We start from the raw sequence: 21727 nt of genomic DNA on the forward strand, positions 1-21727 counted from the left end.
TGGCGTAGATATGCACCTGTATAGTTAAAAAGTGAGATTTCATAGAAAACCCTGCTGTACACTTAACGGAGAGTGTTTTGTCAGGGGGAACTTATGCAATCGCGTGTTCATGTTTTACAGGGCGACATTACGACAATCGCCGTTGATGTGATTGTCAATGCGGCCAACTCCTCGTTGCTGGGCGGCGGTGGCGTTGATGGAGCGATTCATCGCGTTGCTGGACCTGCACTGTTGGAGGCCTGCAAACAGGTATTACAGCAACAGGGCGAATGCCCAACCGGCCATGCGGTTATCACCCTGGCGGGAAATCTTCCCGCCAAAGCGGTGATCCACACTGTTGGGCCCGTCTGGCAGGGCGGCGATCATCATGAAGCAGAACGCCTTGAAGAGGCCTATCTCAATTCATTACAACTGGCACTGGCCAATGGCTATCAATCCATTGCGTTCCCGGCTATCAGCACCGGAGCCTACGGATATCCACGTGCAGCGGCGGCGGAGATTGCGGTGAATACGGTGCAAAAATTTATCACCCGCCGTGCGCTACCTGATCAAATCTACTTCGTGTGTTTTGATGAGGAAAATGCCAGGTTATACAAGAGATTACTCACCCAACAAGGCGATGATAACACGGCCTGATATGACGCGACTTGAGCGTGCCATTACCCCATTGTGCGCAAGCCATCCGGACCAGTGCGGCATTCTGGCACTGGATGACAGTCTGGATGCTTTCGCAGCCCGTTATCGGCTGACAGAAATGGCGGAACGAACGCTGGATGTGCAGTATTACATCTGGGAGAACGACATGTCCGGGCTGCTGCTGTTTTCTGTTCTGCTGGCCGCGGCGAAACGCGGGGTACGGGTTCGTTTGCTGTTGGATGATAACAACACTCCGGGCCTTGATGACACGCTGCGTCTGTTGGATAACCATCCAAATATTGAAGTCCGCCTGTTTAATCCCTTTTCATTTCGCATCCTTCGCGCATTGGGGTATTTAACCGATTTCGCCCGGCTCAATCGCCGCATGCACAATAAAAGTTATACCGCGGACGGTGTAGTGACGCTGGTCGGCGGGCGTAATATCGGAGATGCCTATTTCGGTGCGGGTGAAGAACCGTTGTTTTCCGATCTTGACGTGATGGCCATCGGTCCAGTGGTGAAAGAGGTCGCGGATGATTTTGAGCGATACTGGCAATGTCAGTCAGTTTCAACGTTACAAAGAGTCCTGGAGTTGTCTGAACCAGAAACGACTCAACGCATTGAACTGCCTGAATCCTGGTATAACGACGATATTACCCGACGCTATTTGCACAAACTGGAGACCAGCCAGTTTATGACGCATCTTGACCAGGGTTCACTGTCGCTGATTTGGGCCAAAACGCGCCTGCTCAGTGACGATCCGGCAAAAGGAGAGGGGAAAGCGCCGCGTCACTCGCTATTACCGCAGCGTTTGTTTGACGTCATGGGCTCACCCACTGAGCGTATTGATATTATTTCCGCTTACTTTGTGCCGACACGTGCCGGAGTCGCACAACTCCTGCGCCTGGTCCGAAAAGGGGTAAAGATTGCTATTTTAACTAACTCGCTGGCCGCGAATGATGTGGCAATTGTGCATGCAGGATATGCGCGCTGGCGGAAAAAATTGCTGCGCTATGGTGTAGAACTGTATGAGCTAAAACCAACCCACGATCGCGGTACGGTGGTACACGATCGCGGGTTGACCGGCAATTCAGGCTCTAGTCTGCATGCGAAAACCTTCAGCATTGATGGCCGCAAAGTCTTCATCGGCTCGCTTAATTTTGATCCGCGCTCAACGTTGCTCAATACGGAAATGGGATTTGTGATTGAGAGTGAAGTGCTGGCGTCATTGATTCATAAACGCTTTATGCAAAGCCAGCGTGATGTGGCCTGGCAATTGCGCCTGGACCGCTGGGGTCGGATAAACTGGGTAGATTGTCCTGGCGGCAGTGAGCGGGTAGTGAAAAAAGAACCCGCCACAGGATTCTGGAAGCGGGTTCTGGTGAGGCTGGCCTCTGTATTACCGATTGAATGGTTGCTCTGAACCATGCAATGACAGGCCTGCTATCCGGCAATGGCCTTGCTTTTATCCTGCTTAACGATGGGTTTCCCTGAAAAGAGGAACTTCAGCACCGGTATCCGCAAGTGGATTTCGTACAATATTACCGCAATCCCGACAACAAACAGCAGCCCACAGAGAAAACCCAGCAGGTTTGATGTAATGTGCGGTGTGATATAGGCGCCGAAAAACAGCGTTAACGGATGATGCACCAGATAGATAAACAGTGATGCATTGACAAAATAGGTGACACGGGCTGACTGGAAATTCAATAAACGGTGGCCGAGCGAGAAAACGACGTTAACCATCCACAGTCCCATCACCATTGTTATCACGTATTCGGTTTCATACATCCAGGCATCGCCGTTTCCATAGCGTTGATTGAGCAGATAAGCCATAAAAGCGCATGCCGCGCCTAACGTGCAGCTGCGCGAGGGCGTTGTGAACAGTGCTTTCAACTGCGGATTGATAAACGCCAGCGCGCCGAGCATAAAGAACGGCACATAGAACAGCGTTTGCATGACGATAAAATTAAACATGCCATCGCTGAGAATAGACGGGTAGACGATAAAAATTGTTCTTCTGACGGCGGCGTATCCGACGCCAAGCAACAAAAAGATCAACGTCAGTTTTGTCATCGATATCGTGGACGTGCTGACGCCATCGGGGCTCGTCAACCGGTGTTTCATTTGGCTAAACACCCACATACTCACGGTTGTTAAAACGACAAGGACGAGTAAAAACCACAGATGAGAAATCAGCTCCCATGCCAGTGCGTTGTATTTATCGTACCCACTGAGAGTATGCCAACTGTCGGCTTTGCCTTTCACATATTGCAGCATGATAAATTGCGGCAGTGTGAGTAGCGGGATGGCGGTCAGCATAGGGATCCCCACGCGTTCAACACGCACTTTCCACCACCGCTTTAAGGGGTAGCGCAAAAACAGCATGTATGAAAAGTAACCCGAAATAACAAAGAAGACCTGCATGCGAAATGCATGTATGAAATCGTTAAAGAGGGTCAATATCCATGACGGTTCTGCGCTGTTCACATGCCAGGTATGTGTGGAGTAGATCAGCGAGATATGGAAGGGAATCCCCAACAACATCAGCCAGGCACGGATGGAATCCAGAAAATATTCACGTGGTGGAGATACAGAGCTCATAGACAGTTACGTATTCTCAGACTTTTCGTCTTATCCCTAAGACGAATTATGGTTACATTCGAAGGCAACCCTACACGAAGTCCAACAACCTGTCTCCAGGATAAGCACTCAAAGTGAAAACAGGCAGGCGAACCTGCTTAAACCATGAGCCAGCACGCGAACAATACAGGGATTCAGTTGTCGGAATACCCGATTATCCATTAAAATGGATCGGATCAATATAAGCACACAAAGGGGGAAGTGCTTACTAATTATGAAACATAAACTACAAATGATGAAAATGCGTTGGTTGGGTGCAGCAGTAATGTTAACGCTGTATACATCATCGAGCTGGGCGTTCAGTATTGATGATGTTGCAAAGCAAGCTCAATCCTTAGCCGATAAAGGCTACGAGGCGCCAAAAAGTAACTTGCCCTCCGTTTTCCGCGACATGAAATATGCGGATTATCAGCAGATCCAGTTTAATCGCGACAAAGCATACTGGAGCAATCTTAAGACCCCATTTAAGCTCGAATTCTACCACCAGGGTATGTACTTCGACACGCCGGTCAAGATCAACGAAGTTACCGCAACTGCGGTGAAAAAAATCAAATACAGCCCGGATTATTTTAATTTTGGCGATGTGCAGCACGATAAAGACACGGTAAAAGATCTCGGTTTCGCCGGGTTTAAGGTACTGTATCCGCTCAACAGCAAAGACAAAAACGATGAAATCGTCAGCATGCTCGGCGCCAGCTATTTCCGCGTACTTGGCGCAGGCCAGGTCTATGGTCTGTCTGCGCGCGGTCTCGCGATAGATACCGCACTGCCTTCTGGTGAAGAGTTTCCCCGCTTCCGTGAGTTTTGGATCGAACGCCCAAAACCGACTGACAAACGTTTAACCATTTATGCCCTGCTGGACTCCCCGCGTGCAACCGGGGCGTATCGCTTTGTGATTATTCCAGGCCGTGACACGGTTGTGGATGTTCAGTCCAAAGTCTATCTGCGCGATAAAGTGGGCAAGCTGGGCGTAGCTCCGTTAACCAGTATGTTCCTGTTCGGACCGAACCAGCCATCTCCGACGACAAATTATCGTCCGGAACTGCACGACTCAAACGGATTGTCTATCCATGCTGGTAACGGCGAGTGGATTTGGCGTCCGCTGAATAACCCGAAACATCTCGCGGTGAGCAGCTATGCGATGGAAAACCCGCAAGGATTCGGCCTGTTGCAACGTGGACGTCAGTTCTCCCGTTTCGAAGATATCGACGACCGTTATGACCTGCGCCCAAGTGCCTGGATCACGCCAAAAGGCGACTGGGGTAAAGGCAAAATTGAATTAGTTGAGATCCCCACTAACGACGAAACAAACGATAACATCGTTGCCTACTGGACTCCGGATCAACTGCCGGAAGCAGGTAAAGAGATGAACTTTAAGTACACCCTGACGTTTACGCGCGATGAAGATAAGCTTCATGCGCCAGAAAATGCCTGGGTGCAGCAGACTCGCCGTTCCACAGGGGATGTCAAACAATCTAATCTTATTCGTCAGCCTGACGGCACTATCGCGTTTGTGGTGGATTTCACCGGCACCGAGATGAAAAAGCTGCCGCAGGACACCCCGATTACCGCGCAAACCAGTATTGGCGACAACGGTGAAATCGTGGAAAGCACCGTGCGTTACAACCCGGTTACGAAAGGGTGGCGCTTGATGCTGCGCGTGAAAGTGAAAGATGCGAAGAAAACCACTGAAATGCGTGCTGCGTTGGCCAATGCCGATCAGCCGTTGAGTGAAACCTGGAGCTACCAGTTACCTGCCAATGAATAAGACAACTGAGTATATTGACGCAATGCCGCTTTCGGATATCGAAAAAGCGGCACTGCCGAAAACTGACATCCGCGCCGTTCATCAGGCGCTGGATGCCGAGCACCGTACTTACTCGCGCGAAGATGATTCACCGCAGGGTTCTGTAAAAGCTCGCCTTGAGCAAGCCTGGCCAGACTCTCTGGCCAAAGATCAGTTGATAAAGGATGATGAAGGGCGTGACCAACTGCAGGCAATGCCGAAAGCGACACGTACTTCAATGTTTCCCGATCCCTGGCGTACTAACCCGGTTGGCCGTTTTTGGGATCGCCTGCGCGGGCGCGATGTCACACCGCGTTATCTTTCTCGTTTGACGAAAGAAGAACAAGAAAGTGAGCAGAAATGGCGTACCGTCGGCACGATCCGCCGTTATACGCTGTTGATCTTGACGCTGGCGCAAACGGTCGTAGCAACCTGGTATATGAAGACGATCCTTCCTTATCAGGGATGGGCGTTCATTAATCCAGCAGATATGATGGGGCAGAACCTGTGGGTTTCCTTTATGCAGTTGCTGCCTTATGTGCTGCAGACCGGTATCCTCATTCTGTTTGCCGTGCTTTTTTGTTGGGTATCAGCCGGTTTCTGGACCGCGCTGATGGGCTTCCTGCAGTTGCTGATTGGGCGTGACAAGTACAGTATCTCTGCCTCAACGGTAGGGGATGAGCCGCTGAATCCTGAGCACCGCACTGCGCTAATCATGCCTATCTGTAACGAGGACGTTGACCGCGTATTCGCGGGCTTGCGCGCTACGTGGGAGTCGGTTAAAGCCACGGGGAATGCGGAGCATTTCGATGTTTACATTTTGAGTGACAGCTACAATCCTGATATCTGCGTTGCGGAACAAAAGGCGTGGATGGAGCTGATTGCCGAAGTGCAGGGCGAAGGACAGATTTTCTACCGTCGTCGTCGTCGTCGTGTGAAGCGTAAAAGCGGTAACATTGATGACTTCTGCCGTCGCTGGGGCAACCAGTACAGCTATATGGTGGTGCTGGACGCTGATTCCGTGATGAGCGGAGACTGTCTGACCGGTCTGGTACGCCTGATGGAAGCGAACCCGAATGCCGGGATTATCCAGTCTTCGCCGAAAGCGTCTGGTATGGACACCCTGTACGCGCGCTGCCAGCAGTTTGCTACCCGCGTTTATGGCCCGCTGTTTACCGCCGGACTTCACTTCTGGCAGTTGGGTGAGTCGCACTACTGGGGTCATAACGCGATTATTCGTGTGAAACCGTTCATTGAACACTGTGCGCTTGCACCGCTGCCGGGCGAAGGCTCGTTTGCGGGATCGATCCTCTCCCATGACTTCGTGGAAGCGGCATTGATGCGTCGTGCGGGCTGGGGCGTGTGGATTGCCTACGATCTACCGGGTTCATATGAAGAGCTGCCACCGAACCTGCTGGATGAGCTCAAGCGTGACCGTCGCTGGTGCCACGGTAACCTGATGAACTTCCGTCTGTTCCTGGTTAAAGGGATGCACCCGGTTCATCGCGCGGTGTTCCTGACCGGTGTGATGTCCTATCTGTCAGCACCGTTGTGGTTCATGTTCCTCGCGTTGTCGACCGCATTACAGGTGGTCCATGCGTTGACGGAACCGCAGTACTTCCTGCAACCACGTCAGCTGTTCCCGGTCTGGCCGCAGTGGCGCCCTGAGCTGGCTATCGCGTTGTTTGCCTCAACGATGGTGCTGTTGTTCCTGCCGAAGCTGCTGAGTATTTTGCTTATCTGGTGCAAAGGCACGAAAGAGTACGGTGGATTTATTCGCGTCACGTTGTCGCTGCTGCTGGAGGTTCTGTTCTCCGTGCTGCTGGCGCCGGTGCGTATGCTGTTCCATACCGTTTTCGTGGTGAGTGCCTTCCTCGGATGGGAAGTGGTGTGGAATTCGCCGCAACGCGATGACGACTCCACTCCGTGGGGCGAGGCGTTTATGCGTCACGGATCTCAGCTGTTGTTGGGCCTGGTGTGGGCAGTAGGGATGGCCTGGCTGGATCTGCGTTTCCTGTTCTGGCTGGCTCCGATTGTCTTTTCACTAATCCTGTCGCCGTTTGTTTCTGTCATTTCCAGTCGTTCAACGGTTGGGTTACGTACCAAACGCTGGAAACTGTTCCTGATCCCGGAAGAGTATTCTCCGCCGAAGGTGCTGGTGGACACGGATAACTATCTGGAGTTGAACCGTAATCGTTCGCTGGATGATGGTTTCATGCACGCTGTGTTTAACCCGTCGTTTAACGCGCTGGCAACGGCAATGGCTACCGCGCGCCATCGTGCGAGTAACGTGCTTGAAATCGCACGTGATCGCCATGTCGAGCAGGCGCTGAATGAAACGCCGGAGAAACTGAATCGCGATCGTCGCCTGGTTCTGTTGAGCGATCCGGTGACCATGGCGCGTTTACATTATCGCGTCTGGAATTCACCAGATAAGTATTCTTCATGGGTTAATTATTATCAGGGGATCTCCCTGAACCCACTGGCACTCAGGAAAAAATAAGCGTGTGAAACGTAAAAATACCGGCCTGGAGCCGGTATTTTTTTATACTGAATATAAAAGTCATGAGGTATCCAGTGCGAATACTGGCTGTGGGAATGATGGTCTTTCTTCTGAGCGGATGCGGCAGCATTATTAGCCGGACGATCCCCGGACAAGGACACGGAAATCAATACTATCCAGGCGTGCAATGGGATGTCCGGGACTCTGCGTGGCGTTACGTCACCATCCTGGATCTGCCGTTTTCGCTGGTGTTTGATACGTTGCTATTACCGCTCGATATACACCATGGGCCTTACGAGTAACTATCGTTCATCCCATTCATCGGCTGCGGTCTGGCCTTCCTCTGTGTCAAGGGGAGGCTCCAGTTGAAATTCACCCTCATCCCATTCGTGGAGCGTATTTTCCTCCTGCCACTCCTGGCGAATATCAATCTCATCATAGTCACCATCAAAAACGCTTTGTGCCGCTTCACCGCTCAGCATGGGTAAACATTCGCCTTCGCCATCATCTTCGTCGGCAAAAAACTCAGCTTGCCACATGATATCGCCATCCTGTAGCACGTACTTTTGTACGTTCAGCTGCTGGACGCTGGCTTCGTCAGATTCAAGACCTGGATTATCAGCCAGAAACTCTTCACGTGCTGCATCAATGGCTTCTTCAAGGGTGGGGTACAAGGCATTCATATTCGCATCCTGATCGCATGGGTGATTGGCTTAATAAAAAGATATAGGTGGTGTGGTGAGAACTGTCAAAGCATTCGTTTATCGCGAAGTTTCAGGTATGCAACGGCTTGAAGCATCGAGTGTTTCTTACCATAACCACTCGGTTGTGGTGCTTCCTGGAACAACAAAAACACGGGGGAACCCTACCGCCAATACGTTTCATGAACAGCAAACCTTAAGTTTTTAAGAATCGGTTGGAGTGTATTAAACTCAAGTGGTTATGCAGGAGCACCATGAGTGAGGATGTCATAGTTTAAAGGGGGTGATTGAATAGACTGCAAGCCATACTTTATAGCGGATGAAACAATATAATTTATATAAGGTTTTTATTATAACTAATTGAAATTAAAGAGTAAGGCAAAAAGTGACGCGCGTTAGTATTACGTCTTAAAGTATCGATATTTGTTTAAGTTAGATATCCATAAATGATATTGTTAATCATTATATATGTGATAAATATGTTAATGTATAACAAAGTATAAGAAAACATCCATAACATTCAATGAATAATAACATGCGTTATAAATAAGATTGTCATTATTGAAAGAATGATAAATTATTAATTTGCAAAAGATAATGGCTTAATATATAAAATGCAAAATAGGATTCTTGCCAGGGCTGTTATGGATAATAGTAATTCAAACAATAGCAGGTTGATGAACTTTTACATTACTTGCTTAGTCAGCTATTTTATTGCTGGTGTGTGTCTTTCTCAGTATCAGTTAGAAGTGCAGAGTGTACCTCAAACAACATATTTAATAATCATCGTTGGGTTATTTTTTCTGTACGGCATTGTTTTTCTTTTTATGCTTTTTCAATACCTTTGCAGGAAAGATCTAACATACCTGATGATATTAGGAATGGCATTCCTTAGTAATAATATCTATCTTATAGAAACTATATATATCGTTCAGAATTTAATTAATGATAGCGTTTTGATAGAAAAACGCACAAATGATATCGCTATCTTCTATTATTTTAGGCAAGTTAGTTTTATCGCATTACTTTTTGTATCATTGAAAGCTTATAAAGCGGCTTCCACAGTTATTGAGACTAAAGAAAGAGAACCATGCTACATAATTATAGCATTGTTGATTATGCTGGCAATTGCATTCCTTTCGCATAACTTATCAAGTTATAACGCTGATGTTACGATTGAAATTACCAGTCACAAAACTGACAATAAAACGGTGCACTGGCATATTGGCTACATATATTCACTGATTATTTCATGGGGAATGGTTTTGTTGTATCTGTCAGTGAAAACAAAAATGCATGGTATCTTATGGAAAAGCATCGCGTTACTGTGTTGCTCTGCAATCCTGACGAATGTTCTGCTGTTGAGTCTGGATGAATATAGTATGTATATTTGGTATGTCAGTAGGGGAATCGAAGTTATCAGCACCTTAAGTATCATATCTATATTAATGTACAACACGTTCATTATTCTTAAGAGAGAGGCGGATTCAGCAATAAAAGATGCGATGACTAAGATATATAACCGAAAATTATTCTATAAGGCACTAAAATCATCTTTAGTAAAAGGTGCTATTTGTATAATGATACTGGATATAGATAAATTCAAACGCATCAATGATTCTTATGGCCATCAGGAAGGCGATCACGTTATAAAGAGCATTGTTGATATTGTCAATAAATCGATCAGGGACTCAGACATTTTTGCGAGAATTGGTGGGGAAGAGTTTGGGCTCCTGATTAAGTGTAAAGATAAAGCTGAAGCAATGTTTGTTGCGGAAAGAATAAGAAAAAATGTTGAGACTGAAACAGCGGAGCCCAATATATATGGCCTGAAAGAGAAAATGACAATCAGCATCGGTGTATATTGTAGTAAATCTGATGATTATTCTGCTGACAAAGTCGTATCATATGCCGATGCTGCGCTGTATGATGCGAAAAACTCAGGGAGAAATAAAGTGGTTTACTATAACAGCTAGAATAATATTAAGCGTTATTGAGTTCACTCTGCGTATCCCCCATATTAAACCAATTGATATGTTAGGGGGACCGTTGAGAATGAATACACAAAATCATCCCAGGACCTGAGATCCCCGGCGGCGGCGCAGACTGTTCCATGAGTAGATTGCGTTGAATAACACAACACCAGCGGTGACGCAGAAGACGGCACGGAAGCCATAATTTGCCGATATAGCAGCTCCCATTAACGGCCCAGTAACGTTGCCTATATCACGAAACGACTGGTTGTAGCTAAAGATACGCCCGGCGATTTGGTTGGTTGAGTTATACACCAGCAAGGTCTGTACGGCAGGCAGCAATGCGCCATCAGCGGCACCCAGTAAAAAGCGCAGCACGCCCAGCTGCCAGGGCGTCTGGACGAATGACATTGGGATCAGCAGCAGTACGGAGATAACCAATGCAACGATCAGGATCTTCTCCGGACCAATCCTGTCACCCAATTTGCCGAGCTTTGGTGCACTGATTAAGGCCGCAACACCGGGTACAGAGGCAATCATCCCACTGATAAACGCGATATTGCTGACATTACCTGCAAGCTCCCGTACATACAGCGTCAGGATTGGCGCAATGGAGCCGGTTGCAACCTGAATTATCAGGGTAGTGACAAACAAGCTCAGCACCAGCTTTGGATTCTTTAACGACGTCACGACTTCGCGAACGTGCAGCATCTCTTTCTTGCTCACTGGCTGGAAGCGTTCACGGATAAAAAAGAGTGTCAGAATAAAACAGATCAACAGCACCAGGGCTGTGATGAAAAATACAGGGCGCAGACCATACTGATCGGCGAGTAACCCGCCCGCCAGTGGCCCAAGTAAAGCACCGCTGACGCCGCCGGTGGAAAGTGTCCCCAACGCCCAGCCGCTTTTATTGCGTGGCACCTGGGTTGCGATCAGTGCGTTGGCATTAGGAATAAATCCACCGAGCAAACCCAGCAGGGCGCGCAGGATCAAGAATTGCCAGATATTTTGCGCCAGCCCCATCAGCAGCATGACGATGGACATGCCCAGTGCTGAGCGTAAGAGCATGATTTTCCGGCCTTTACGATCGGCCAGTCCGCCCCAGAAAGGTGAGGCAATCGCTGAAAACAGGAAGGTGATACTGAATACCAGCCCTGACCACATATTCAGGGCACTGTGATCCGTCACGCCAAGACTCTCGACGTAAAGGGGTAAAAATGGCATGACCAGGCTAAATGCTGCGCCGGTTAAAAAACAGCCCAGCCAGGCAACGGTAAGGTTGCGTTTCCAGTTTATGGGGACATCAGAGGGTGACATAGCGATCCGCAGTGTGATGCGCTGTTTGCGCTATCGAGTAAATATAAATAAGCAGGCTAATTATGCGCCTGGTTGATAGTTGCTGCAATGCGGATAGCAGTTAAACCTAAAAGGGGAGAGAAGTTGTTGCAGCCACAGGACTGCAACAAAGACTCAGTACAGAGACGGGGAACCTTCAGGGCGTGTCTTGAAGCGGCGATGTAACCACATGTATTGCTCGGGGGCCATCATAATGCATTTTTCAACGATTTTATTCATCCAGGCCGCCGTTGTTTCAGCATTGTCCAGCGGTGGTGAACACTCCGGTGGCAGCATGATCAATTGATACCCCTTGCCGTCAGGTTTGCGACGGGGAACAAATGGCACCAGGCAGGCATTCGACATTCGGGACAGCATCCAGGTTCCGGACGTCGTCGCAGCCTGTTCAACGGCGAACAAAGGCACAAATACGCTGGCGCGAGAGCCATAGTCGTGATCCGGCGCGTACCAGACCACTTCACCTTTCTTCAACGCTTTAATCATCCCTTTCAGGTCTTTACGATCGAGCATTGATTTATTGGAGCGCATACGCCCCCAGGTTTGTAGCCAGTCGAGCAGAGGATTGTCGTTAGGACGATACACACCAATTCCCGGCTCTTGTAAGCCAAACTGGCGTGCACCCAACTCGAGGGTCAAAAAGTGCAGACCAACTAACAGGATCCCACGCTTTTGTGCCTGAACGTCCCGGATATGCTCCATTCCGATAACTTCAGTCCAGCGTGATATTCGCCTGTCGGACCAAAACCAGGCCATGCCGGTTTCCATTACGCCCATACCGACAGACTCAAAGTTTTTTACCATCATCTGCTGGCGTTCCTGCTCGCTCATTTGCGGGAAGCACAGTTCCAGATTGCGGGAAACAATCTTTGCCCGACGTTTCATCAAGCGTAATGCCAGACGGCCTAATGCGCATCCCAATTTATAGAGCACTGGGTAGGGTAACTGTACGATTAACCAAAGGATGCCAATACCCAGCCAGGTTAACCAATAACGCGGATGCAGTAGCGCAGCCGAAAACTTGGGTAAATTCGTCATGTCTATCCTGTCTTCTAACGACCAATTCCCTGTATTGTCGCATTTTTTTGCGCGTATCTAAAATTTACGACGGGAGAGTGGTGATTAAATCATCAATTGTTGTTGTGTTTTTATCGTGAAGTATGAAATGTAGCGTAAAATGTGTGGATGTAAATTGGCGAAGTTTGCTTTATCATGCCGGCCGATTTTCATTTTTACTGATTGCAGGATACGTACACCATGCCAGTGTTACACAACCGCATTTCGAATGACGCGCTCAAAGCTAAAATGCTGGCGGAATCTGAGCCGCGCACGACGATTTCATTCTATAAATATTTCACCATCGCTGATCCTCAGCAAACGCGTGATGCACTGTATCAACTGTTCACTACACTGAATGTGTTTGGCCGCGTATATCTTGCACGGGAAGGCATTAACGCACAAATCAGTGTACCGCAAAGTAACGTTGATGCGTTTCGCCAACAGTTATACGCATTTGATCCTGCATTATCCGGGTTGCGTCTCAATATTGCATTAGATGATGACGGCAAATCTTTCTGGGTTCTGCGCATGAAGGTCCGTGAGCGAATTGTTGCGGATGGCATTGATGATCCTGATTTTGACGCCAGCAACGTGGGTGATTATCTGAAGGCAGCTGAAGTGAATGCCATGCTGGACGATCCGGATGCGGTGTTTATTGATATGCGCAACCACTATGAATATGAAGTGGGTCACTTCGAAAACGCGCTGGAGATCCCGGCAGACACCTTCCGCGATCAGCTGCCGAAAGCGGTAGAAATGATGCAGGAGCATAAGGATAAAAAAATCGTTATGTATTGTACCGGGGGGATTCGTTGTGAGAAAGCCAGTGCCTGGATGAAACATAACGGGTTTAGCAAAGTCTGGCACATTGAGGGCGGCATTATTGAGTATGCCCGCAAAGCGCGTGAGCAGGGGCTGCCTGTGCGTTTTATCGGCAAAAATTTTGTTTTCGATGAACGCATGGGAGAGAGGATCTCTGACGATGTGATTTCGCATTGTCATCAGTGCGGTACCGCATGTGACAGCCATACCAATTGCAAAAACGATGGCTGCCATCTGCTGTTTATACAGTGTCCAGCCTGTGCGCAAAAGTATAAAGGCTGCTGTAGTGAACTGTGTTGTGAAGAGAGCGAACTGCCGGAAGAAGAGCAGCGCCGCCGTCGCGCGGGGCGTGAGAATGGCAATAAGATCTTTAATAAATCGCGTGGTCGTTTAAATACTAAGCTCGGTATTCCCGATCCTGCGCAATAACACGATGCCGGATGGCGGCAAAAGCCTCATCCGGCATCAATAGGATGTTATTTCTGCTGTACGCCTTCCACCGAGATAATTAATTCGACTTCCTGCGAAGCGGGACCGAGATCGGTGGTAATGTTGAAATCCTTCAGCTTTATTTTCCCTTGAGCTTCAAAACCGGCGCGTGTGCCACCCCATGGATCGCCCCCTTGACCCATCAACTTTGCATCCAGTGTTACCGGTTTGGTGACGCCGTTCAGGGTCAGGTTACCGGTGATATCTAAATCGTTGCCCTCTTTCTTCACGCTGGTGGACGTAAAGGTGGCCTGCGGGAACTTGCTCACATTGAGGAATTCTGCACTACGCAGGTGTTTGTCACGTTCGGCATGATTGGTATCAACGCTGTTGGTGTTGATGGTGACATTGACTTTATCGGCAGCCGGATTTTTCTCGTCAAAGGTAAATGTGCCGTCGAAGTCTTTAAATGTGCCGTACAGCCAGCTGTATCCCAGATGCTGAATGCGGAAATTAACAAAGGCATGCTGTCCCTCTTTGTCAATTTTGTAATCCGCTGCGATAGCAGAGCCGGTCGTGAATAATAAAGAGGCGAGTGTGAGTCCCAGCAGGTTTTTTTTCATTTTAAGCTCCATAGTCAGATGACGATTTTCCCAACATGCGATTAAGGGTATCGTCGTTATCGATAAAGTGATGTTTCAGGGCCATTAACCCATGCAGAAGTGATAAAACCACCACGGCCCACGCGAGCCACAGGTGCACGCTACCGGCGATGTCAGCTTGCACGCCTGCGTTGGCAAACGTGGCGGGAACATCGAACCAACCAAATACGCTTATTGCTTTACCGTCTGCGGTAGAGATCAGATAGCCGCTGATGCCAATAGAAAAAAGCAGGGTATACAGCGTGAGGTGGCCCAATGCCGCCGCAATACGGGTTAAACGGGAATAGCTTTTCAGTGCGGCAGGGGGAGGGGAAACAACCCGCCAGACAATGCGGACAACCAGTCCCATCATCAGCAACACACCGATACTTTTATGCAGTTCAGGCGCCTGGTGATACCAACCATCGTAATAACTGAGTGTTACCATCCATAAACCCAGAGCAAACATGCCATAGACGGCAATAGCGACCAGCCAGTGTAATGCGGCAGACACCACGCCATAGCGCTGTGGACTATTATTGAATTGCATAAATACACCGTTAGATATTTCAGAAGTGAATGAAAATGGCGCGTAAAAGACATTAATGCAACTAATAAATAACAATGGTGATGATATTTGTTTTTATTTCAATAAAATTGATTGATTAAAGGCGCAATCATCAAATCGTTAGTGTGAGTGGCCATTGAGAAGGGCTTGAAAACAAGGAAGGATGAAAATTATGTTATTCAGTTTATTGCAATGAAATTAAGAAATTATCAGTTTTTGTCAATTAATGTCAGCGCATATAGATTAGAAGAACATAATATATATGACGTCCATAATCGCCAGCAGCGACCATAAAATAATGTAGAGCATGAAATGCTCGCGAATATTATTAACCAGATAGTTAAAGATGCGGCGCATCAATGTTATTCCTGTCATTTAAAATGGCCTCACCAACGAGGCCATTGATCAATTATCGCTTAAAACGGGACAGCCTGAATGGCGTCAGGTCAAAGGCTGACGGTTTACCCTGGGCAAACTCAGCCGCAATTTCGCCCAGTACGGAAGCAAACTTAAAACCGTGTCCGCTGAGTCCGGTAATCACCAGCGTGTTGTCATGGTCTGGCAGCGTATCGATAATGAAGTCTTCATCTGGCGAGTTATCGTAAGTACAGGATGCACCATGCAGACAACAGCCGATGCCAGGCAAAATAGCGCGCAGGAATGGGAAGGCTTCCGAACCATCGCTGGCGACAGCGGCAAACGGTTTACGTTCTTCAGGTGAATGAATGACCTGTCCGCCGTTATGCCTGCCAATTTTTAACTCGTCATTTTCAGCCGGAAAACCGTAGTATTGATCGCCATTAGGCAGTTCGCCGGTAAATGCCGGGAATTTGTTTTTGACACTGTAGCGCCCGTCAGCCTGATACCATGCGAATACCTTACGCACCGGCTGTATCGGCAGTTCAGGCAATAATGCCTTGACCCAGGTGCCGGCGCTGACGACAACTTTTTTCGCGTGGTAGTCACCATCGGCTGTTGCAACCGTTACGCCATCATCGTGGTGATGAATTGCCGTGACGGGGCATTTAAACAACTGCGCACAACCTGCCTCTTCAGCCAGGCGAATCCAGGTTTTAATGGCTAGCTCACTGCGCAAAAAACCGGATTCGGCTTCAAACAGCCCGATATAGTTTTCAGGCACGCGAATTTCTGGCCAGCGAGTCATGATGGCTGCTGCATCCAGCTGTTCGACATTGAGTTGCCACTGTTTGGCACTTTGCGCCACGGTCGCTAAAAAGGTCGAATCTGCAGGACCCAGGTTGATAACGCCAGAGCGAACAAAAACAGGCTCTTCATTTTGTGCGGAAAGTTCATCCCACAATGTTTGCGCACGTAGCACCAGCGGAACGTATTTTTCACCTTCGCCATACGCATGACGAATTAATCGTGTATCGCCGTGGTGGCTGCCCTGTTGATGCGGTGGCATATGCGCATCGATCATCAGAACGTTGAGACCGGCGCGAGTGGCGTAGTATCCGGCTGCGGCGCCCACGGAACCGCTGCCAATAATGATTAAGTCGTATTTCATCCGCTTCTCTCTGCAATCGCGATAGTATACCTTAAATAATTCGAGTTGCAGGACCAAACGCCCGGGCCGTTTTGAACAGCGCCCCCGAAGGGGTGAGGCCGTAAGGCCGAATCACGCGGCGACGCAGCGAATCCCAGGGATGGGCCGAGTAATAAAGCCAACGCATATGCAACTTGAAGTATGACAGGTATAGCAGAGTAAATAACTGACCCGGAATATTCAACCTGCAAATAAGAAAGGCACCATGAAGGTGCCTTTTGATGGTGTGATGTATCAGGTTTAATGTCGCTGATACTCATTTACCTGGTAATCGCCAGATTCAATTTTAGCGATTCCGGCTTCTAATATCGAAATAAATTGCCTGGCAACATCAGTGGTTAACCAGAGCGTTTGACCGACCTCAGTCCCATCCGGGTCCGGACGATTCGGGGTCTGGTAGTGCAAACGCAGCATCAGCGCATCGTAGCTATCAACAGTGCTGATGTCCCATCCTACAAGCGGATGAGTCTGAATGACTTCATTATTCTTTTCCATCATGCCCCCTAATTCGTGTTACTAGACAACGGTTTTCGAGGTTCAATGCGTTTTTTTCTGAAGCAACTTCAGTATATCAATAAATAAGGGTATTCATTGAAAATTTAAAGAGGGCGGCGCATAAATTTTTTGTTTTCAGTGTTATATGATTAATAAAACAACATGTCATTCATTTTTTTTTAGCATGTTGTGCAATTATTTTGGTGTTTTGATTAAAAGATAATCAATGTGTTTAATATAAATTATCTGCTAGCGTGGTGAATGCAAGATTGATTTAAAGGATGCACGCATAAAAAAGCCGGGGCGACCCGGCAAACAAACATCACTGCATATCATTTTTTATTCGTTGATGAACCAGTCATCCGCGCTTTCCCAGGTTTCCTGTAGGATTTCGCTGATGCGTTCTTTGTCCTCTTTTGTTGCGCCAATAACCGACAAGTTGTTGGTACCGGCATAACGAACGGTAACGTTACCTTCGTTATCCGGAAAATGATGATGAATACGGCGGGAGAGTTCATCTGCCAGCGCGTCGATAGCACCGGCTGGTAAAGGTGAAGTTTTGGCAATAGTGACTTCAATACGCATAATAGCCCCCTGTTGTTTATACTGGTTATTTATACAGTTAACTGCGCCAGTTGACAACAGGAGGCTACACTTTTTTAGCGTTTTACTGACCAGCGTACCGTTTCACCGCCAAGGAAAGGCACCAACGTATCGTTTTCCAACGCAATGTTCTCCGGGACCAGGTGCTCCACGCGTTCCAGCTCAATAAAGGTCTCATTCACCGGCAAACCATAGAACTGTGGGCCATTGAGTGAGCAGAAGGCTTCGAAATGGTCCAGGGCGTTCATCTCTTCGAACGCAGTGGCATAGCTGCCCAGCGCGGTTGGCGCATTAAAGCAGCCCGCACAGCCGCAACTGGACTCTTTACGATGACGCGCATGCGGTGCGGAGTCGGTACCCAGGAATGCGCGATTGAATCCGCTGGCAACCAGTTCACGCAGCGCCTGCTGGTGAACGTTACGTTTGAGTATTGGCAGGCAGTACAGATGCGGACGAATTCCACCGACCAGCATATGGTTGCGGTTAAACATTAAATGCTGCGGTGTGATGGTTGCTGCAAGAAGCTCGTTGCCATCGCGCACGTATTCGGCGGCATCTTTGGTCGTGATATGTTCAAACACCACTTTTAGCGCGGTTAAACGCTGACGTAAGGGATCCATCACCGTTTCGATGAAACGTGCTTCGCGATCGAAAATGTCGATATCAGCGTGCGTCACTTCACCGTGCACCAACAGTGGCATCCCCAATTTTTCCATGCGCTCCAGTACCGGCATAATGGTATCGACCGAGGTTACACCCTGTGTCGAGTTGGTTGTTGCATTAGCGGGATAAAGTTTCGCGGCGGTGAAGACGCCTTCATTGAATCCACGCTCAAGTTCATTAGGATCCAGCGTGTCCGTTAAGTAGCAGGTCATTAACGGAGTAAAGTTATGTCCGGCGGGTACAGCGTCCAGAATGCGCTGACGGTACGCAATGGCCGCATCAACTGTCGTGACCGGCGGAGCGAGGTTTGGCATAACGATCGCGCGACCATAAGTTTCACTGGTATAAGGCACGACAGTTTTCAACATGTCGCCATCGCGAAGGTGAAGGTGCCAGTCGTCTGGGCGGCGGATCTTTAAAACCTGGGATGGTGCAGTCATTAATATGCTCCGGCTGAGGATAGTCTTTTTTGCCGGAAACAAAGGATAAGCGGAAACGTTTTCGTTTGCACGAAAAAAAAGGGCGCATTAGCGCCCTGTTGTTTATTAATCGGTGAACGGGATAATGATTTCACCCGGTTTAACCTCAATCCCTTTCGCCAGTTTTTTCGCCAATGCTTCGCCTTTGCTGCTGTCTTCACGCAGAATGTAGGCCGGTTGCTGGTTAAAGTAATTCCGCAGCGACTGATTTAAGTAGGGCATCAGAGTTTGCAGTACAGATTGCATTTTCTCTGGTGTGACGGTCGCATCGACCACTTCCATTTCTTGCAGATAAATCGCGCCTTTTTCTTTATTGAAGACTGGCAATGCTTTTAACTTCAACTTCATGGTCGCTTTCTGGCTACCAAAAAGGGAATTCATATCCAGATTGGCGTCGCCTGTCAGAGTCACTTTATTCGGTTCTTCGCGACCAATCTGGCTGGCGAGATTGGTCAGTACGATGTGGGCTTCAGCAACGCCAGGCAGACCAATATCTTTCGAGAAGTCGTTATGCTTAGCCAGTGCCTGATTAATCTCTTGCTCGCTAACCGTGTATTGTGTGAGTTGATTACAACCAACCAACAGGCCGCTGACAATCAGTGCAGCAGCAAAAAAAATCTTTTTCATGGGGTTCCTCAACATGATACTTGTGGCGTAATCGTGACACAAAGCAGCATCCAGCACCAGCGGCCCGGGCACCAGCAGAAAAAACTGAAATTGAGTCCGGGACGTCTGGTCAGCTATCAGGCATCAGGTTCCAGCATGCCGCGTGACGGACGTTTATGGCTAAACTGCCAACCCAGCGCGAGGAAGGTGATAAAGCCGATAATGCCGAGCATCATCCACGGGAGTTCTGGCTGTGACAGTGCTTTACCCATGTCAAACAGCCAGCCGCCACCGATATAACCGATGGCACCGCCGATGGCTAATCCGAGGCGGCTAAAGCCCATGTAACTGCCCCGTGCGCGCGCATTTGCCAACGACGCGCTCAACGTCTCGCGCGCCGGTTCGGCGATGATAGAACCGATATAGAAGGTGCAAATCAGGGTGAAAAGCTGCTGTAAATTCCCGACCAGACCGATGGGCATCATGCTAAGAGACATGATCAGCAGGCCTGCCATCAGCCGATGTTCAAGACGAAAACGTTTTTCACTCCAGCGGGCGATAGGGTAGAGCAGCGTTAAAGAGAGACACGCTTCGATGGCATACATCCACTTCACGGCGGCCGGCGAACCGGCAATGTCATTAACCATAATCGGCAGCATCAACATAACCTGTACCGCCAGCATGTAATACCCCGCCAGCGTCAGGACATAGGTGACAAAGCGTTTGTCATGCATCACATGGCTCATGCCTTCGCGCACGGGAATCTTCACGGTAGATAGCTTCCATGCCGGAAGTAGCCAGGCGTTAAACGCGGCGCACAGAACGAACAAAATCGCGCCTACGGCGCAAACCAGACGGAAATCGTACTGTAACAGCCAACTGCCGAGCAATGCGCCGACCACGGCACCGGCACTGTCCTGCATCATCAGAATAGAAAAAAAACGCCCGCGCTTTTCTGGGCGGATCAGTTTGACCACCAGCGCCGAGCGGGGCGGGTCGAATAACGTACCACCTAAACCGGAGAGGAAACAGGAGAACCACAATAGCCAGGGTTCGTGTGCAATCCCCATCGTGGCGAACCCGGCGGCACGCATCAGCATACCGGTCACAATCATCGGTTTGGCACCAAAGCGGTCAGCAATTGCGCCGCCAAAAATCCCCAGACCTTGCTGGATAAATTGGCGCAATCCAAGTGCGATACCGACCATCACGGCGGCCCAGCCCATTTGGTCGACGAAACGGATAGAGATCAGTGGGAAAACGACAAAGAAACCCAGCACGACCAGCATATTATCGATGAGCAGGAAATATTTACCCAGGTTCCTTGCCTGCGAGACTTGCGACATTTCCCCTCCAGGGAAAAAACTCGTCACTCGGTGGAGAGTTTAAAAGATAAGCACCTTCTATTCTGCGGTGTCGTTTGTGCTTTTCCCACCCTTGGCGGGACAATATTTTTTTATCAAAAGTCAGTCTTGATAGATAGTTTTCATCAAAATGTGTGAATAATTCAAAAAATGGCATTTTGCTCTTTTCACACGGTGTATTTGCACAGGTATAGTAATGCGAATTGCGTATTGAAGACGTTACGGGAAGGAGTAGGTATAGAATGTTTGGCTATCGCAGTAACGTGCCAAAAGTGCGCTTAACCACGGACCGCCTGGTCGTGCGTTTGGTGCATGAGCGTGATGCCTGGCGTCTGGCAGATTATTACGCAGAGAATCGTCATTTCTTAAAGCCCTGGGAACCTATCCGCGATGAAAGCCACTGCTACCCCTCTGGCTGGCAGGCGCGTCTGAGCATGATCTCTGAATTCCATAAACAAGGCACAGCCTGGTATTTCGCGTTGCTCGATCCTGACGAAAAAGAAATTATCGGCGTTGCGAACTTCTCGAACGTGGTGCGTGGATCTTTCCACGCCTGTTATCTCGGTTATTCCATTGCGCAGAAGTGGCAAGGGCAGGGGCTGATGTACGAAGCCCTGACCGCCGCTATTCGTTATGTGCAGCGGACGCAACATATTCACCGCATTATGGCGAACTACATGCCACACAATAAGCGTAGCGGCGATTTGCTGGCGCGACTCGGCTTTGAGAAAGAAGGGTATGCAAAAGACTATCTGCTGATTGATGGACAGTGGCGCGATCATGTGCTGACGGCGTTGACAACATCAGAATGGACCCCCGGTCGCTAAGTTTCAGGC

General features: G+C 48.8%; 21 protein-coding genes. 8 read left to right on the forward strand and 13 right to left on the reverse strand.

All coding sequences use genetic code 11. The features are described 5' to 3' along the window. The first annotated feature begins 93 nt into the window (after window positions 1-93). Window positions 94-636: an O-acetyl-ADP-ribose deacetylase gene (ymdB, locus tag G8S19_RS07945; RefSeq protein ID WP_048211210.1), complete on the forward strand. Its 543-nt coding sequence runs from the start codon at window positions 94-96 to the stop codon at window positions 634-636. Next, window positions 572-2059 (forward strand): phospholipase D family protein, encoded by a 1488-nt coding sequence (locus G8S19_RS07950; protein ID WP_253686414.1) that lies wholly within the window; start codon window positions 572-574, stop codon window positions 2057-2059. The genes ymdB and G8S19_RS07950 overlap by 65 nt, the downstream gene beginning before the upstream one ends. 20 nt (window positions 2060-2079) lie before the next feature. Here the strand turns inward: G8S19_RS07950 and mdoC are convergent, their stop codons facing one another. Further along, window positions 2080-3240, reverse strand: coding sequence for a glucans biosynthesis protein MdoC (mdoC, locus tag G8S19_RS07955; protein ID WP_115601799.1), 1161 nt, complete (start codon window positions 3238-3240; stop codon window positions 2080-2082). Window positions 3241-3511: 271 nt separating this feature from the next. Here mdoC and mdoG point away from each other — a divergent pair, with 271 nt between their 5' ends. From mdoG to G8S19_RS07970, 3 genes are all read left to right on the forward strand, one after another. Continuing rightward, window positions 3512-5047 (forward strand): glucans biosynthesis protein MdoG, encoded by a 1536-nt coding sequence (gene mdoG / locus G8S19_RS07960; RefSeq protein ID WP_253686616.1) that lies wholly within the window; start codon window positions 3512-3514, stop codon window positions 5045-5047. Beyond that, on the forward strand, window positions 5040-7568 hold the full coding sequence (gene mdoH, locus G8S19_RS07965; RefSeq protein WP_040230656.1) for a glucans biosynthesis glucosyltransferase MdoH: 2529 nt from the start codon (window positions 5040-5042) through the stop codon (window positions 7566-7568). The genes mdoG and mdoH overlap by 8 nt, the downstream gene beginning before the upstream one ends. A 62-nt stretch (window positions 7569-7630) precedes the next feature. Next, the gene (locus G8S19_RS07970) at window positions 7631-7870 is read left to right on the forward strand and encodes a YceK/YidQ family lipoprotein (protein WP_202927478.1); all 240 of its coding nucleotides are present in this window, start codon (window positions 7631-7633) and stop codon (window positions 7868-7870) included. Here the strand turns inward: G8S19_RS07970 and G8S19_RS07975 are convergent, their stop codons facing one another. Beyond that, window positions 7871-8251, reverse strand: a complete 381-nt coding sequence (locus G8S19_RS07975) for a MysB family protein (protein ID WP_061068133.1) — start codon at window positions 8249-8251, stop codon at window positions 7871-7873. Between the two features lie 662 nt (window positions 8252-8913). Here G8S19_RS07975 and G8S19_RS07980 point away from each other — a divergent pair. After that, window positions 8914-10245 (forward strand): sensor domain-containing diguanylate cyclase, encoded by a 1332-nt coding sequence (locus G8S19_RS07980; RefSeq protein WP_124020711.1) that lies wholly within the window; start codon window positions 8914-8916, stop codon window positions 10243-10245. 93 nt (window positions 10246-10338) lie between these two features. Here the strand turns inward: G8S19_RS07980 and mdtG are convergent, their stop codons facing one another. Together mdtG and G8S19_RS07990 are read right to left on the reverse strand one after the other, a co-directional pair. Next, window positions 10339-11559, reverse strand: coding sequence for a multidrug efflux MFS transporter MdtG (mdtG, locus tag G8S19_RS07985; RefSeq protein WP_124020710.1), 1221 nt, complete (start codon window positions 11557-11559; stop codon window positions 10339-10341). Between the two features lie 153 nt (window positions 11560-11712). Next, on the reverse strand, window positions 11713-12633 hold the full coding sequence (locus G8S19_RS07990; protein WP_253686416.1) for a Kdo(2)-lipid IV(A) acyltransferase: 921 nt from the start codon (window positions 12631-12633) through the stop codon (window positions 11713-11715). A gap of 219 nt (window positions 12634-12852) precedes the next feature. Between G8S19_RS07990 and G8S19_RS07995 the strand changes: the two genes are divergently transcribed. Then, on the forward strand, window positions 12853-13905 hold the full coding sequence (locus G8S19_RS07995) for a rhodanese-related sulfurtransferase (RefSeq protein ID WP_040230660.1): 1053 nt from the start codon (window positions 12853-12855) through the stop codon (window positions 13903-13905). Window positions 13906-13952: 47 nt separating this feature from the next. Here the strand turns inward: G8S19_RS07995 and G8S19_RS08000 are convergent, their stop codons facing one another. The 9 genes from G8S19_RS08000 to mdtH form a co-directional block, all read right to left on the reverse strand. Further along, entirely contained in the window at window positions 13953-14528 is a 576-nt protein-coding gene (locus tag G8S19_RS08000; protein ID WP_061068131.1) for a YceI family protein, read from the reverse strand. 1 nt (window position 14529) lies between these two features. Beyond that, on the reverse strand, window positions 14530-15096 hold the full coding sequence (locus tag G8S19_RS08005) for a cytochrome b (RefSeq protein WP_005129081.1): 567 nt from the start codon (window positions 15094-15096) through the stop codon (window positions 14530-14532). Between the two features lie 261 nt (window positions 15097-15357). Continuing rightward, on the reverse strand, window positions 15358-15471 hold the full coding sequence (locus tag G8S19_RS08010) for a YceO family protein (protein WP_071887361.1): 114 nt from the start codon (window positions 15469-15471) through the stop codon (window positions 15358-15360). Window positions 15472-15523: 52 nt separating this feature from the next. Then, on the reverse strand, window positions 15524-16642 hold the full coding sequence (gene solA / locus G8S19_RS08015) for an N-methyl-L-tryptophan oxidase (RefSeq protein WP_048211217.1): 1119 nt from the start codon (window positions 16640-16642) through the stop codon (window positions 15524-15526). 279 nt (window positions 16643-16921) lie between these two features. After that, window positions 16922-17176 carry a biofilm formation regulator BssS gene (bssS, locus tag G8S19_RS08020; RefSeq protein WP_003036154.1) on the reverse strand — a complete coding sequence of 85 codons (255 nt, stop codon included), beginning with the start codon at window positions 17174-17176 and terminating at the stop codon, window positions 16922-16924. A gap of 339 nt (window positions 17177-17515) precedes the next feature. Continuing rightward, window positions 17516-17761, reverse strand: coding sequence for a DNA damage-inducible protein I (gene dinI / locus G8S19_RS08025; protein ID WP_048211218.1), 246 nt, complete (start codon window positions 17759-17761; stop codon window positions 17516-17518). Window positions 17762-17835: 74 nt separating this feature from the next. After that, on the reverse strand, window positions 17836-18882 hold the full coding sequence (gene pyrC / locus G8S19_RS08030; protein ID WP_253686418.1) for a dihydroorotase: 1047 nt from the start codon (window positions 18880-18882) through the stop codon (window positions 17836-17838). Between the two features lie 105 nt (window positions 18883-18987). Next, a complete protein-coding gene (locus G8S19_RS08035; protein WP_061068127.1) occupies window positions 18988-19548 on the reverse strand; it encodes a lipoprotein in 561 nt (186 codons plus the stop codon). Window positions 19549-19664: 116 nt separating this feature from the next. Further along, window positions 19665-20873: a multidrug efflux MFS transporter MdtH gene (gene mdtH, locus G8S19_RS08040; protein ID WP_048211221.1), complete on the reverse strand. Its 1209-nt coding sequence runs from the start codon at window positions 20871-20873 to the stop codon at window positions 19665-19667. Between the two features lie 260 nt (window positions 20874-21133). Between mdtH and rimJ the strand changes: the two genes are divergently transcribed. Further along, a complete protein-coding gene (gene rimJ / locus G8S19_RS08045; RefSeq protein WP_005129064.1) occupies window positions 21134-21718 on the forward strand; it encodes a ribosomal protein S5-alanine N-acetyltransferase in 585 nt (194 codons plus the stop codon). Window positions 21719-21727 lie beyond the last annotated feature (9 nt).

It is taken from the genome of Citrobacter sp. SX206 (assembly GCF_024181025.1).
Classification (GTDB): Bacteria; Pseudomonadota; Gammaproteobacteria; order Enterobacterales; family Enterobacteriaceae; genus Citrobacter; species Citrobacter youngae.